Origin of the sequence: Algoriphagus chordae (assembly GCF_003254055.1) — a bacterium.
Classification (GTDB): domain Bacteria; phylum Bacteroidota; class Bacteroidia; order Cytophagales; family Cyclobacteriaceae; genus Algoriphagus; species Algoriphagus chordae.
Genome location: NZ_QKZT01000008.1, coordinates 90,682 through 104,118 on the forward strand (window position 1 = coordinate 90,682; position 13,437 = coordinate 104,118).

Here is a 13,437-nt window from a genome sequence, read left to right on the forward strand (position 1 = left end):
AATTCCTAACCTGAAAACCTCAAATCCTAATCGAACAAGTCATTTATGAAATCATCCATATTCATTATCCTTTTAGGCTTCGTAAGCTACTTTTCCGCATCAGCTCAACAAACTTGCATGACTGTAACTAGTATCAAAGCACTGGACGCCCAATGGGAAGAGAAGAATCTAAACCCTGACCCTGAATTTTTTAAAAGTATACTTACTGACAATTTCATCTGGGTTCACAATCATGTATCCTCCGTAGACGATAAAGAATCTGTGATCAAACGGGCGGAGAGACAAATTGCAAATGAAGGAAGCAATACCCGCTCAAGAATCCAAAGCGATGTAGAAGTAGCAATTACAGGCAATACAGCCATCGTCACCGGCTACACCATTGTAGACCGTGGCCCTACTCCAATTAAATACAATTTCATGCGCACTTACATTGAAATAGATGGTAAGTGCTTTCTCGCTGGAAACCACACCATGGCAATACCAGATGAGGAATAGAATTCTATACCAAATGAAAAAAACAAATTTCAACATCCTTTTGCTTCTTTTCTTCGGACATTTTTCGCTGCAGGCACAGAATCAACTACCAACCCCAACACAAGCTCAATTAAACTGGCAAAATGCAGAAATGGCAGCCGTTTTTCACTACGACCTCCACGTCTTTGATGGAAAAGTGTACAACCAAGCAGAAAACAGAATCACCCCGATAGCCGATTACAATATTTTCAATCCTGTAAAATTAGACACTGATCAATGGGTGAAAGCGGCAAAAGAGGCAGGTTGTAAAATCGCCATTCTGACCGCCACGCATGAAACTGGTTTTGCTCTGTTTCAAAGTGACTCAAATCCTTACAGTATGAAAGCACTGAAATGGCAGGACGGCACAGGAGATTTACTTCGGGATTTTAAGGCTTCCTGCGAAAAATACGGCATTCTTCCCGGTGTTTATATTGGGATTCGCTGGAATTCCTTTTATGGAATTCATGATTTCAAAGTTGAAGGAGAAAGCAAATTTGCCCAAAATCGCCAACAGTATTATAACTCAATGGTTGAAGGAATGGTAAAGGAGATCTTTACCAATTACGGAGATTGGGCCATGGTATGGTTTGATGGAGGTGCTCATGGACCAGAACAAGGAGGCCCAGACGTACTTTCTATTTTTGAGAAATATCAACCTAATGGCTTATTCTACCACAATTTGCAACGTGCAGACATGCGCTGGGGAGGATCTGAATCGGGCACGGTTCCATATCCTAGCTGGGGCACTTTTCCCTACCAAGCGGTGGGTGCAGGTGAAAGCACCAAAGAAGAAATCAGTAGAAATAACTTTGCTTTGCTGAAAACAGGTGATCCAAATGGAAGTTATTATATGCCAGCCATGAGCGATGCCCCATTAAGAGGATATGGTGGTCACGATTGGTTTTGGGAGCCTGGTAGAGATGAGCTTGTTTATCCATTGGACAAACTAGTGAATATGTATTACAATTCCGTAGGACATAATTCTACTTTGATTTTGGGCCTAACTCCGAATGCTGAAGGCTTGCTCCCAGAGACAGATACCAAGCGGCTAAAAGAGCTGGGTGATGAAATAAATAGAAGGTTCGAAAACAAAATCCAATCTACATCAGGTACTGGAACGGAACTCCATCTCAAACTTGATAAAAAGCAAAAAGTCAACCAAGTAGTGCTGATGGAAGACATCATACAGGGAGAAAGAGTCCGGAAATTCACTATCGAAGGAAAGACAAAAGGCGGCTGGAAAACTATTTTTGAAGGATCAGTGATCGGACATAAGTTTATTCATCAGTTTGAGGCAATGGAAGTATCTGATCTCCGACTGAAGATAATTGAATCAATAGGAGAAGCTCAAATCAAGGATTTCAGTGTTTACTCATTTGATTAGTTTATACCAAGCAATACTTCTCGAGGTTTAGCTTAATTGATTTTCAACTGAATTTCTTCAAGCCTACCCTTATGATAATCACTCCCCGATATCTCAAAGGCCTTTTTCACATAGGTTAAAGCAGATTCTAAATCGTCATTTGCCACATAATAATCCGCCATAGAATCGTACATATTGGCAGAGTTTGGGAAATAGTGGATTCCCTGCTCAAAGAACATTTTCGCCTTGTCCATTTGTCCTCTATCCATACTCATGTATCCGGACATATTTACTAAATCTTCCGGATAAGGAGCTACCTCATAGCCAAAGTGAGCCTCCAGCTTCTTAGCTCTATAGTTAATCAATTCGATGAGATCTTCAGTGGGAGTTTCTGGAATATTGAATAATTCGACTCTTTCCATCTGAAACCATTTGAAAATTGAAATCAAGCCATTCCGAAGAGAAGGAAGGGGAATTGTGCCGTGAAGATCCTTTGGAAAAAACTCCCAGTCAAAGTCCAAATTAGTTTGAGAGTTAGCCCTACAGAGCTCCGCAAAAGCCATATTGCTTTTGGCAAACAAGGTGAACTCCGATTCATCCTGCATGACATCCTCTAGGGTCATTTCAGGCTTTTGCATATGCAGCTGACCATTGAGCGAAATATAGAGAGATTTCCCATTGAGGCTTTTGCTTTCAAAAACTTCCTTCGCTTGCTTTAGCATCAGCTGATCATCCCAGTCCAAACTCGGATCTATCGCCAAATAATTGACAAATAAGTCTGGTTGATTGAGAAGAGTATTGATAGCAAACAATCCTCCGTAAGAATGTCCAATTAAGGTTTTGTAGGTTGTGACTGGATAGTTAGCTTCAACATAAGGAATCAATTCTGAGGATAGAAACTCCGTGAAAGCTGCCGCTCCCCCATTCGGAGCATAACTTGGTTCAACGACGGATGGGGTTAAATCTCTGTTTCTATTTTCATGATTGGAAATGCCTATGAGGATCATGTCGGGCAGGAATCCGCCTGAGTAAAACGATTGAGTCACAGACAGTGCTGACAGCAGAATTTCCCCATCCAAAATGTAGGCTGTAGGATATTTCTTATTCGAGTCAAAGTTCTCAGGTACTTGAACATAAAAGACTCTGGTCTCTTTGAGCAACTCCGAATAAATACTATCCTTCAATCCAATCTGAGCTAGAAATTGTGCTTGCGCTGTACCTATCATGCTAAACATTAGCAAGAGGCATAGGAAGGTTTTTTGAAATGAGTAGGTCATCAGGATAGTATTAGGGGAAGGCTTTTAGTAGGATTTTACTCGGCTACTTCGATTTCAGATTTTCTCATCAAGCTCAGGACAAAAGTTGCTGTATAACCCAGGATAAAGACAAGTAACCCGAACAAAGGCGAGAGCAAGGTGATTTTCAGTCCACCTGCGATAATTGAAGGTTCTTCTCCACCTGAAATCTCGAGTGCATCAAATACACTAATCATTCCCATTAAACTATTGGCAAATGAAATAACCAATCCAAGAAGCACTACTTGGTTGATCAGTTTTTTATACTTCAAAAAAGTACCTTCCTCCCCTTTCAAATTGGCAAAAGCCTTGACAGTAAAAAAAAACGCTAACAAAAGACAAGCAAGAATAAGTAACATCCCTGTCAAGCCTCCTTCTTCAAATCTGTCAATGATGACATTTGAAAGAATCAATTTTTGAGTAAAAACAGCTGGGAAAATGAACATAAATATGGTGATTAGTTGATGGTACAAGTTTACAGTACTCAGAGCTCTTAAATTAGGTTTTGCGATCAACAACTGGCTAACCCAGATAATTGACAGGAATTCGGGTAGTTTTGGAATATATCTGCTAGCTCATGTTACTTATCCTACCTAACTCGTCAACCATCGCAATTTCTTTGCAATTACAATTTTTTGAAAGACCTTGTCCATTTCAATGGTAAAGAATAACAGCCTTTTAATTCAAGTTTCTAAGAAATTGCTGGAGCAGGCATCCATCTGTTTAGCTGCACTGTTGTTCTTTACTTTTTACTTCGGCATCACTATTTCTGACCTCGTACCTGCCTTCACCTTTGGTTTATTTCTACTTCCTGTCACCATGGGAATGGTGAATGTATTCAGTTTCTATCTGATCCCAGAATTTCTTTTCCGCCAAAAGCATACTTGGTTTGCGCTATACACAGCGTATACCCTTGTTATTTCTTTTTTCCTGATTGCGCTCTCCTCCTTTTATGGATTCATTTTCATTAATTCATTGGATAGCATGGACAGTAGTTTCCTCTTCAGCAAAAATCTATACCTGATAATCGTCGGAGTCTATATTGTGGTTTTGCTTACTTCCCTCTTTTCCGCATACAGAGAAAGTTATAAAATACACCTGCGAAATCAAGAGCTTCAATTTACCCTTGTAAACGGTGAACTGGAACTCAAGCAAGAGGAACTTTCCTACCTGAAAATGCAGATTCATCCGCATTTCTTATTCAATACACTCAACACCATTTATGGGTCTGCTATTGCCAAAAGTGCTGAAACACCAGAGCTGATTCTCAAACTATCCAACCTTCTGGATTACATTTTATACCAAACTCAAAAGTCGCTTGTTCCACTTCAGGATGAAATTGATCATCTGAAAGACTACTTGGATCTGGAAAAGCTGAGGCATGGAGACAGGCTTCAGGTATGCGCAGATTTTCCAGACGAAACAACCAACTTGAAAATAGCCCCCATGCTTTTTCTTCCCTTGTTGGAAAACAGTTTCAAACATGGGAAATCACAGGAAAAACACGCCTTTGTGGAATTGCACATAAGTACTGAAGATGATAAAGTACGCTTCTTTCTGAAAAACACCTTTGAGGAAAGTCTATCAAAAGAAACCTTGAGCTCCACTGGAATTGGTCTTCCAAACATCAAAAAGCGCCTAGGACACCTCTATCCCAATTCTCATAAATTCAGCATTCAAAAATTAGATGGGTATTTTATAGTTGAGTTAGAATTGCAAAGCTCCCAATCCAAACCAATCGTATCATGAACTGCCTGATCGTCGATGATGAACCTATCGCCCAGAGCATCCTGAAAGATTTCATATCGAAAGTGGATCATTTGAATCTTGTGGGCTGCTCCAGCAACGCCAATGAAGCATTCAATGTGGTGCAGCAGGAACAGGTAGATCTGATTTTTCTCGACATCAATATGCCAGGGATTGACGGTATGGCTTTCGCCAAAATTATTCCCAAAGAAATCCATGTGATTTTCACCACAGCTTATCGTGAGTATGCCATTGAGGGATTCAACCTGGAGGCGACTGATTACTTATTGAAGCCAATTCCTTTTGACAGATTCCTGAAGTCAGTCACTAAAGCAACGGAGATTCTTAAGAATAATGGGGCTCTTTCAGCTGAAGAAAAGCCAAACTTCTTGTTTGTCCGGCAAGACAGGAAAATGGAAAAAGTAGATTTTTCTGAAATCCTCTTCATAGAAAGCTTTGCGGATTATATCAAGATTCACCTAAAAGATCGTGTGTTGGTCGTCCGAGAGAGCATCTCCAATTTCGAGAAAAAGCTCCCTGAAAGTCAATTCATCAGGTTTCATCGCTCCTATATCGGAAATATTGCGGCCATTGATTCTTATACTCATGAGTACCTGCAGATCGGAAAGGAAGCGCTGACGATCAGCAGGTCGTATAAGGAAGAAGTGCTGAAGCGGCTGCAGCAGTTTGAGTAGGGATAGTTATTTCGAATGATTATCCTCATTTATGACAGTTGCAAAATTCTCTTTGCTTGCTAAGTTAGATGACCGATGATCGAAGCATGTCTCAATTCTTACTTAACCACTTCCTTTATTGCTTTTATCTCCTTGCAATTAGAAAAGCAGATTTACTTAAACTCTCAAAAATACCTAGATTTTTTTCTCTCCCTTAGTGATAAATTGGTTTTTTGAATTTACTTTGTAACTCAAAGTACTTTTAATATGAGAAAACCAGAACAAGAGTTAGCTGATATCAAATCCATGATGGAGCGAAGTACCCGCTTCTTGTCCCTGAGTGGGCTTTCTGGAATATTGGCAGGAGTATATGCCCTAATTGCAGCCGCAATAGCCTATAGTTTGATTTACTATCCAAATCTCCCCATAGGATTTCGGACTTCATACATAAATGATGACCAGGTTTTACCTAAACTTCTACTGACAGCATCCGCAGTGCTAATTCTCTCATTGGGAACCGCATGGCTATTGAGCAAAAAGAAGAGCCAGCGGACTGCAAGCAAAATATGGTCTCCTGCGAGTAAACGATTCTTGACAGCCTTAATGATTCCTTTGATCACTGGAGGTATTTTCTGCTTGGCACTCATTTTTAGAGGATATTTAGTCATCGTAGCCCCTGCAACTTTGATATTCTATGGTTTAGGATTACTCAATGCCTCAAATCATACACTTAGCGACATTAAATACCTGGGCTACTGCCAATTGGGTTTGGGAATACTTTCAGCTTTCTTTCCTGGCTATGGACTTATCTTTTGGGGATTGGGATTTGGTGTCCTACATATCATCTACGGAACGATGATGTATTACAAATACGACAGATAAGGTGAAGGGGAATTACGACAAAGCATTTGAAAATGTGGTCAGACTTCGAGTCATGTCCATCCTGATGGTGAACGAGGAATATGACTTCAATTCCTTCAAGGAAATCTTGGAGGTAACGGATGGGAATCTGGCTTCGCACCTGAAAAACCTCGAAAAACAGGAATACATCGCCGTCAATAAATCCTTTGTGGGGAGAAAACCATTGACCAATTATTCTGCAACGAACAACGGCAAAAAGGCCTTCCAAGATCATCTGGAATTCCTTGAAAATTTAATTAAAGAGAACAAAACCTAAAAAAATTTACTCACTCACTTTGAATTACAAAGTACTTTTAAAACCTAAGCAATGGAAACAAACACAAACCTCTCCCTACTTGAAAAATTTCAAGATTGGATTTCAAGTTCCACTAGTTTGAAACTTTTAATCATCGGATTTATAGCTTTAATTCTATTGATTCCTCAATCGCTCACCACCGACTTGATCAATGAAAGGCAAGCTCGATTGGAAGAGACAGAAAATGAAGTCACCGGCAAATGGTCAAGGGCGCAAACTGTTATCGGCCCTTATCTATCCCTTCCCTATCACTATTACAGAGAAGTTCAGAGCAATGGAGAAAACAAAGTCATCAAAGAGCTAAAAACCGCCTATTTCTTACCTGATGTTTTGGATATTAATGGAGAGCTTCAAGCAGAATCCCTCCATCGGGGAATTTTCGATGTAGTTGTTTATCGTGGAGACATTCAGCTCAAAGCGGATTTTGGTGCCATAGCGTTGGAGAAATTATATATTACTGCCGAACAGGTACTTTGGGATCAAGCATCATTTCTAATTTCAGTAAGCGATCTGCGAGGAATTGGAGAAAATCCTGAGCTAAAATTCAATAACATCCCCTTAATTTCTGAGCCTTTTACTGATGCTCAAACTGGCATGAAAGGACTCCAATTCCCAGCAACACTAGATTCCTTATCGAGAGAGTTTAGCTTTTCTGGAAACTTGAAACTCAAAGGAAGCAAGGATTTTCATGTGGTCCCTTTAGGCAAAACAACCTCACTCAAGCTAAGTGGAAACTGGCCTAACCCAAGCTTTCAAGGAGAATTCCTGCCTGAGGAAAGAATTCTAACTAAAGATGGATTCGAAAGCACTTGGAAAATCCTGCATTTCAACAGAGCCTTTGGTCAGGAATTCACGAATACCCTCCCCAACTTTCAAGAAAGTGCTTTTGGATTAAGTCTCAAAATGCCTGTAGATCAATACCAACAAAGCATCCGAACGTCGAAATATGCAATTCTAATAATCATCCTGAGCTTTTTGGCTTTGTTCCTAATGGAGACGTTTACCAAAACTAGGATTCACCCACTACAATACACCTTGGTTGGTTTCGCCTTAGTATTGTATTACACACTTTTGATCGCACTTTCCGAGCAATTTGGCTTTAGCATAGCCTACCTAATCGCAAGCTTGGCCACTGTTGGACTGCTGGCACTTTACTCTAAAAGCCTTTTCTCCCAACTCAAAACCACCGGGATTTTCACCGGAATTCTCTCGATATTTTACATTTTCATATTTGTCATCATCAAGCAGCAAGACTATGCTTTACTGATCGGAAGTATCGGACTATTTGTGGCGCTTGCTGTGACTATGTTTATTTCGAGGAAAATCGACTGGTACAAATAATTGATAATGAAGGTTATAAAACTCGAAATCAAATGACATTATCAGGTCTATCAGAAAGATTGGAAGAGTATTATTTCAGCATCAAGCAAAACAAATGGCATTGGATATTCCAGATTATTTGCAGAATCCTACTTGCCTATGCATTTATAATTGCTGGAATGGTGAAGATTCTAGGGGAGCGATTCGCGAGTGGTTTATCTGTTATTCATCCAATGGGAGCTTACTTGGAGGCCTTACATCACACTGGATATTACTACACATTCATCGGTTATGCCCAATTGACAGCTGGTATTTTATTACTAATACCTGGAACCGTTTTAATGGGAGCTTTATTATACCTGCCCATTATTTTAAATATTTGGATTTTATCATTTGCTGTTCGCTTTGTTGGCTCCTATGTCACCTCACCTTTGATGGTTTTAGCCAACCTCTACCTCCTAGCCTGGCACTATGACAAACTGAGATACATCCTGCCTTTTAATAGCTATTCAAAAGAAGTAAGTGCATTAAAACCAGCTAGATACAACAACAAATTTCCGACTTGGTTTTTTATAGTCGTTATTTCTACCATGGTTTTCACTGTGTTATTTTCTCACTTTGGGCACGAAGTAATGCCTCAAAATTCTTTAAAATCATGTAAAGCACAATTTGTTAACACTAAAAACCAAGAAGCCGGATTTGAATTTTGTGAATGTGTACATACTATTGGAGATCCGCTGGATGATTGCTTGGCACGATTTGATCAAATAAAAAACTAAGAATTTTTATAGACAGTGATCATTCGCTCCGAATGATCACTGCTTTTTATAGCAATAAATAAAATGGTTGTAATTTGCCTCAAGCCACCAAAACCAATTCTAGTCTATGGACATTTTTAGCATCATCACCATTCTGATCGTCCTATCATCAATCTTTGCGTTTATCAACACCAAGTTTTTAAAGCTTCCTTTCACCATTGGTTTGATGATAATCGCGATTGCATTTACCCTGGGAATTACTATCCTGGGCAAGTTCAACCCCTATTTTCTAAAGGAAGCTGATCTACTCATCAATTCAATCGACTTTGAAACAGCACTGCTGGATGTGATGTTGAGCTTTCTGCTTTTTGCTGGAGCGCTACACACCAAACTCGATTCGCTCAATAGATTGAAAGCGCCGATAGCTGTTTTTGCCACTATCGGGGTGGTGCTATCTACATTTTTTGTAGGTACCATTATGTACTATGCCTTTATACTTTTTGGTCACGAGATAGACTACATCTATTGTCTCCTCTTTGGCGCATTGATCTCCCCCACTGACCCAATCGCGGTATTGGGGATTTTGAAAAATGCCAATGCTCCCAAGAAACTTGAGGTCAAAATCGTAGGTGAATCCCTATTCAATGACGGAGTCGGTGTGGTGGTTTTCCTAGTGATTTTCAAGATAGCCCAGCAGGGAATTGGTGCTGTGGATGCAGGCGAAGTTGGCTTGTTGTTTATCGAGGAAGTGGTAGGTGGAATACTGCTCGGATTGGTGACAGGTTGGATAACTTTTAGAATAATGAAAGCAATCGACCATTATGAAACAGAGGTGATCATCACACTTGCCTTGGTGATGGGACTTTCTATGTTGGCTCATAAACTGCATGTATCCGGGCCACTGGCAGTGGTAGTAGCGGGGATTTTCATAGGAAATAAATCTCCGAAAATTGCCTGGTCTGAGACCACACACAATTACGTGGACAAATTCTGGGAACTGATCGACGTATTGCTAAATGCTGTTCTCTTTGTATTGATCGGGTTAGAACTCCTCATCATTTCTACCAGTGGGGAATACTTGAAATTTGGATTGATCGCAATTCCTGTCGCACTTATTGCCAGATATTTATCCCTTGCTGGGCCAGTAGCTATTTTTGACAAAAAGCTTGATTTCATCCCCAAAACAAATCTAATGATGACTTGGGGAGGAATCCGAGGTGGAATTTCCATTGCTTTAGCACTCTCGCTGGAGCCTCAAATGGAACGGGAATTATTCCTCACCGTCACCTATGTGGTGGTTGTTTTCTCCATTATTGTCCAAGGCTTGACAATTGGACCCTTGGTGAAAAAGGTACTCAAAAGAACTAAATCAGTGACTTGATTCTCTGCCTTCAGCGTCAATTCTAATTCTCCACCCCAAAGCAGGAAGTAGAAGAGTCGCCTGTACTAGCCAATTTCAAAAAATCCGCCCCATCCATCCTTTTGACCATTCCTCCCTTACTTTGTTTATTTCCATCTGATTTGGGTAACTTGAACGCGTCAAAAATGAAAACCTATGAAACAAAAATTCAATTTAATCTTTGCCTCGCTTTTAGCCCTTACCCTAGGCTTTACAGCATGTAGTTCTGAGAAAAGCGTAGAAGTTGCATCCGAAACACCTGAAGTTGTAGAAACTGAGTCGGGGAGTTTTGGTGGTTTAGCTCTTTACACAGTCCGAGATTCTATGGCAAGCAATCCTAAAGCAACCCTTCAGGCTGTTGCTGATGCTGGCTATGCCTATGTCGAAGCTGCTAATTATGCAGAAGGTAAATTCTACGGTATGGCACCAACTGAATTCAAAGCCTTCGTAGAATCTCTAGGCATGACTGTCAAAAGTGCACATATGGGCATGGTAAATATGGAAAATGCAGATCAATTGATTGCTGACGTAAAGGCTGCAGGAATTGAGTATTTTGTCATCCCAGTACCTCCTATGGGCATGTTCACCTTCGGACCTGAAGGTATGGGAATGAAAGGTACGCCAGATGAATTGGTCACTATAATCAACACCTTGGGTGAAAAATGTACCAAGGCTGGACTTAAACTTCTTTATCATAACCATGACTTTGAATTTAAAGCAATGGAAGATGGAACCATCATTGAAGATCTTTTGCTAGAAAAGTGTAATCCTGAATTTGTAAACTTTCAGATGGATTTATTCTGGGTAACAAAAGCTGAGGTAGATCCTTTGACTTACTTCGAAAAGTACCCAGGAAGATTCATTGCTTGGCATGTAAAGGACATGAATGCTGAAGGAAACTTCGCTCCTGTTGGAACTGGATCAATTGATTTCAAAAGAATCCTAGCCGAAAAAGACAAGTCAGGAATGGAATTCTATTTGGTAGAGCAGGACAATACTTTTGATCTTGATCCTATGGAAGCCATCAAAATCAGCCATAAGGGATTGAAAGAAATCGGTTTTAAATAACCTATTGCTATCATAGTCAAGCCAATAGAAATAAACCTAATTACAAAAAGCCATTCGAAACCGAATGGTTTTTTTGCATTTTAGCAATCAAAACTAACCTTATCTCCTTAAAATTACTAGTTTAAACACTCAATGAGCAACACTACTATTTATATCATAGTCGGAATAGTAATCCTACACTTTGTAATCGGCATTGGCTATTTGATTTATAAGATTTCTGGAGGAAAGTCCTCCAAGAAAAAAGATTAGAAAAATCAACGATCAAATTTCAAACTCCCTGATTCAATCCATATCACAAAAAAAACCACTCCTTAGTAAGAAGTGGTTTTCCCGTTTAGCCCATTAATTAACCTACCAATAGTGTCAGATTTCGGTGAGTATTGTTTTTACCTATCCAACTATATCCATTCGTAGTTCGTGCTGTAGCTACTAGTACAAAGCTATACGCACAAGATTGAGGTGGTCTCCAATTTCCAGATGCTGGAATAAGTTTATTGGTAAATCCAGCCCAATTTCCCTTGGCAGCTGTGTAGCCTTCCGTATAGATAGAAGTAGAAAGTCCAGCACCATAGGTAGCATAGAAACTCACGCTTCTCAGATTCCCTTCAGGGTCATTTGCCGTAATTTGGAAATTCAGTCCATCAGGAGCAGCTCCTATCGTTTCAATTGCACAAGCCGAAACTTCACTACGTCCATGTTTTACGCTTTCTATAACCGTGCTAGGCACATGATTATCTATGTACAATCTCAGCACCTGAGCGTCCAACTCAGTATAGCTCGTCCCTATGTAAAAGGTGACTTTGACGCTGTACAATCCTGGCAAAAGACCAGTTGTAGGAAACTGGATTAAGAGGTCATCTATCGAGTAATCCGTACCAGGGTTTGCCATTTGATAATAACCATAGGTATTGGGAGAAAAAGATTCTAAGGCATAGGTTGATCCTGTCCAGCGGTAGTTTGACCAGTTGCTAATCAATTTGCTAAAGGAGCCTCCACCTGGGCCAGCAATTTCAACTTTATACTTCCTATTGCCCGCAGACCACAATTGTTGGAGTTTTGTTCTATTACCTATCAAATTCAAAGTACCGCCAAATGCAGCATTCTCCACAACGTGATAGTATCCTGGGTCAGTAGTCGCTCGACCAGATGCAGAGATTTTTGTGGTAGGAATCAAACCTACACTACCTACCAAAGGCCCCAAATCCTTAGACGGAATTGTTGGCTTTCTACTTAAAACCAACTGACGAAGCTTGGTGAAGTCTCTGTAAAAATTGCTAGGGAAATCAGTAGTAAATCCAGGATTACGTGATTTCACACGGAAACCAAAATAAGTATACGGTGTGCTCAGTGGCCATGAAAGCGACACATTTATCTCGCTGAGTTCAATTCTGAACTTCCACATCCTATGAGCTACATCAGAATTTGGACTGGGACCAAACTCCTGCACCACCCCTGAATGAGAAGTGTCTGAAAGCAATCCAGTCCATTGACCTGGTCCAAGGTATTTTTGCCTTCCAAGCTTATTTGGCTGGCCTGGATAAGCCGCATAATTCACATCCACATTGGAGGTGATAGCTCTGTCTCGATTGTTATCAAAAGAGAGCCAGTAGTAATCATTTGTACCACTATCATTCCCAATATCAGAAACCACATCGAGAGTTAGGTAGAGGAAATTAGCGTCGTTCTTTGCCATCACATAGCCTCTGCTGAATTTGAGACTACCGGCACCATCCCAATCTCCAGCCATCATAGGCTTATTGATATCGACGGGGTTTACTGCCCATGCACTTCTGAGAGGCAAGGCGAAAAGAATAGGAGTTGTAATAGATAAATTTCTAAGCTTAGCCATTGTTTTTGTATTTATGAAAATTTGAAAAGGAATTTTAGTCTCCTAAAAAATGAGACCTACATGAAAATCATAATCCCGATTCATTAGTGAACAAGACACAAAACAATCGAGAACCAATGAACATCAAATGAAGACAAAAACAGCTCAAACACTTGATATTCAACACTTAATAAATTTAAGCATTAAGACGAACAATGACCGTGAAAAGGGCATAAAAAAACCCTGACTTGTAC

At 40.1% G+C, this 13,437-nt stretch carries 13 protein-coding genes; 10 read left to right on the forward strand and 3 right to left on the reverse strand.

Annotated features, from left to right (window positions below; all coding sequences use genetic code 11):
- Positions 1 to 45: 45 nt before the first annotated feature.
- Both LV85_RS10470 and LV85_RS10475 read left to right on the forward strand, forming a co-directional pair.
- Positions 46 to 495, forward strand: coding sequence for a nuclear transport factor 2 family protein (locus LV85_RS10470; protein WP_111319103.1), 450 nt, complete (start codon positions 46 to 48; stop codon positions 493 to 495).
- A gap of 13 nt (positions 496 to 508) precedes the next feature.
- Positions 509 to 1,900, forward strand: a complete 1,392-nt coding sequence (locus tag LV85_RS10475) for an alpha-L-fucosidase (protein WP_111319350.1) — start codon at positions 509 to 511, stop codon at positions 1,898 to 1,900.
- 32 nt (positions 1,901 to 1,932) lie between these two features.
- Here the strand turns inward: LV85_RS10475 and LV85_RS10480 are convergent, their stop codons facing one another.
- Together LV85_RS10480 and LV85_RS10485 are read right to left on the reverse strand one after the other, a co-directional pair.
- Positions 1,933 to 3,156 carry an alpha/beta hydrolase-fold protein gene (locus tag LV85_RS10480; RefSeq protein WP_245942252.1) on the reverse strand — a complete coding sequence of 408 codons (1,224 nt, stop codon included), beginning with the start codon at positions 3,154 to 3,156 and terminating at the stop codon, positions 1,933 to 1,935.
- A 35-nt stretch (positions 3,157 to 3,191) separates the two neighbouring features.
- The gene (locus LV85_RS10485) at positions 3,192 to 3,620 is read right to left on the reverse strand and encodes a hypothetical protein (protein ID WP_111319107.1); all 429 of its coding nucleotides are present in this window, start codon (positions 3,618 to 3,620) and stop codon (positions 3,192 to 3,194) included.
- Positions 3,621 to 3,831: 211 nt separating this feature from the next.
- Here LV85_RS10485 and LV85_RS10490 point away from each other — a divergent pair, with 211 nt between their 5' ends.
- The 8 genes from LV85_RS10490 (at position 3,832) to LV85_RS10525 (ending at position 11,355) form a co-directional block, all read left to right on the forward strand.
- Positions 3,832 to 4,923: a sensor histidine kinase gene (locus tag LV85_RS10490; RefSeq protein WP_111319109.1), complete on the forward strand. Its 1,092-nt coding sequence runs from the start codon at positions 3,832 to 3,834 to the stop codon at positions 4,921 to 4,923.
- Positions 4,920 to 5,615, forward strand: a complete 696-nt coding sequence (locus LV85_RS10495; RefSeq protein ID WP_111319111.1) for a LytR/AlgR family response regulator transcription factor — start codon at positions 4,920 to 4,922, stop codon at positions 5,613 to 5,615. The genes LV85_RS10490 and LV85_RS10495 overlap by 4 nt, the downstream gene beginning before the upstream one ends.
- Positions 5,616 to 5,861: 246 nt before the next feature.
- Complete coding sequence (locus LV85_RS10500) at positions 5,862 to 6,476, forward strand: hypothetical protein (RefSeq protein WP_111319113.1); 615 nt, start codon at positions 5,862 to 5,864, stop codon at positions 6,474 to 6,476.
- A 1-nt stretch (position 6,477) separates the two neighbouring features.
- Entirely contained in the window at positions 6,478 to 6,771 is a 294-nt protein-coding gene (locus LV85_RS10505) for a winged helix-turn-helix domain-containing protein (protein ID WP_111319115.1), read from the forward strand.
- Positions 6,772 to 6,822: 51 nt separating this feature from the next.
- Positions 6,823 to 8,151 carry a cell envelope integrity protein CreD gene (gene creD / locus LV85_RS10510; RefSeq protein WP_111319117.1) on the forward strand — a complete coding sequence of 443 codons (1,329 nt, stop codon included), beginning with the start codon at positions 6,823 to 6,825 and terminating at the stop codon, positions 8,149 to 8,151.
- Positions 8,152 to 8,210: 59 nt separating this feature from the next.
- Positions 8,211 to 8,909 carry a DoxX family protein gene (locus LV85_RS10515; RefSeq protein WP_245942255.1) on the forward strand — a complete coding sequence of 233 codons (699 nt, stop codon included), beginning with the start codon at positions 8,211 to 8,213 and terminating at the stop codon, positions 8,907 to 8,909.
- A 106-nt stretch (positions 8,910 to 9,015) separates the two neighbouring features.
- Positions 9,016 to 10,269, forward strand: a complete 1,254-nt coding sequence (locus LV85_RS10520; protein WP_111319121.1) for a cation:proton antiporter — start codon at positions 9,016 to 9,018, stop codon at positions 10,267 to 10,269.
- A gap of 174 nt (positions 10,270 to 10,443) precedes the next feature.
- Positions 10,444 to 11,355, forward strand: a complete 912-nt coding sequence (locus LV85_RS10525; protein ID WP_111319123.1) for a sugar phosphate isomerase/epimerase family protein — start codon at positions 10,444 to 10,446, stop codon at positions 11,353 to 11,355.
- Positions 11,356 to 11,701: 346 nt separating this feature from the next.
- On the opposite strand, the gene LV85_RS10530 is transcribed toward LV85_RS10525, so the two are convergent.
- Positions 11,702 to 13,204: a hypothetical protein gene (locus tag LV85_RS10530; RefSeq protein ID WP_111319125.1), complete on the reverse strand. Its 1,503-nt coding sequence runs from the start codon at positions 13,202 to 13,204 to the stop codon at positions 11,702 to 11,704.
- Between the last annotated feature and the right edge of the window lie 233 nt (positions 13,205 to 13,437).

Coding starts and splice junctions, on each gene's coding strand:
- LV85_RS10470 (WP_111319103.1), top strand. CDS start 46: ATGAAATCATCCATATTCATTATCCTTTTAGGCTTCGTAAGCTACTTT.
- LV85_RS10475 (WP_111319350.1), top strand. CDS start 509: ATGAAAAAAACAAATTTCAACATCCTTTTGCTTCTTTTCTTCGGACAT.
- LV85_RS10480 (WP_245942252.1), bottom strand. CDS start 3,156: ATGACCTACTCATTTCAAAAAACCTTCCTATGCCTCTTGCTAATGTTT.
- LV85_RS10485 (WP_111319107.1), bottom strand. CDS start 3,620: ATGTTCATTTTCCCAGCTGTTTTTACTCAAAAATTGATTCTTTCAAAT.
- LV85_RS10490 (WP_111319109.1), top strand. CDS start 3,832: ATGGTAAAGAATAACAGCCTTTTAATTCAAGTTTCTAAGAAATTGCTG.
- LV85_RS10495 (WP_111319111.1), top strand. CDS start 4,920: ATGAACTGCCTGATCGTCGATGATGAACCTATCGCCCAGAGCATCCTG.
- LV85_RS10500 (WP_111319113.1), top strand. CDS start 5,862: ATGAGAAAACCAGAACAAGAGTTAGCTGATATCAAATCCATGATGGAG.
- creD (WP_111319117.1), top strand. CDS start 6,823: ATGGAAACAAACACAAACCTCTCCCTACTTGAAAAATTTCAAGATTGG.
- LV85_RS10520 (WP_111319121.1), top strand. CDS start 9,016: ATGGACATTTTTAGCATCATCACCATTCTGATCGTCCTATCATCAATC.
- LV85_RS10525 (WP_111319123.1), top strand. CDS start 10,444: ATGAAACAAAAATTCAATTTAATCTTTGCCTCGCTTTTAGCCCTTACC.
- LV85_RS10530 (WP_111319125.1), bottom strand. CDS start 13,204: ATGGCTAAGCTTAGAAATTTATCTATTACAACTCCTATTCTTTTCGCC.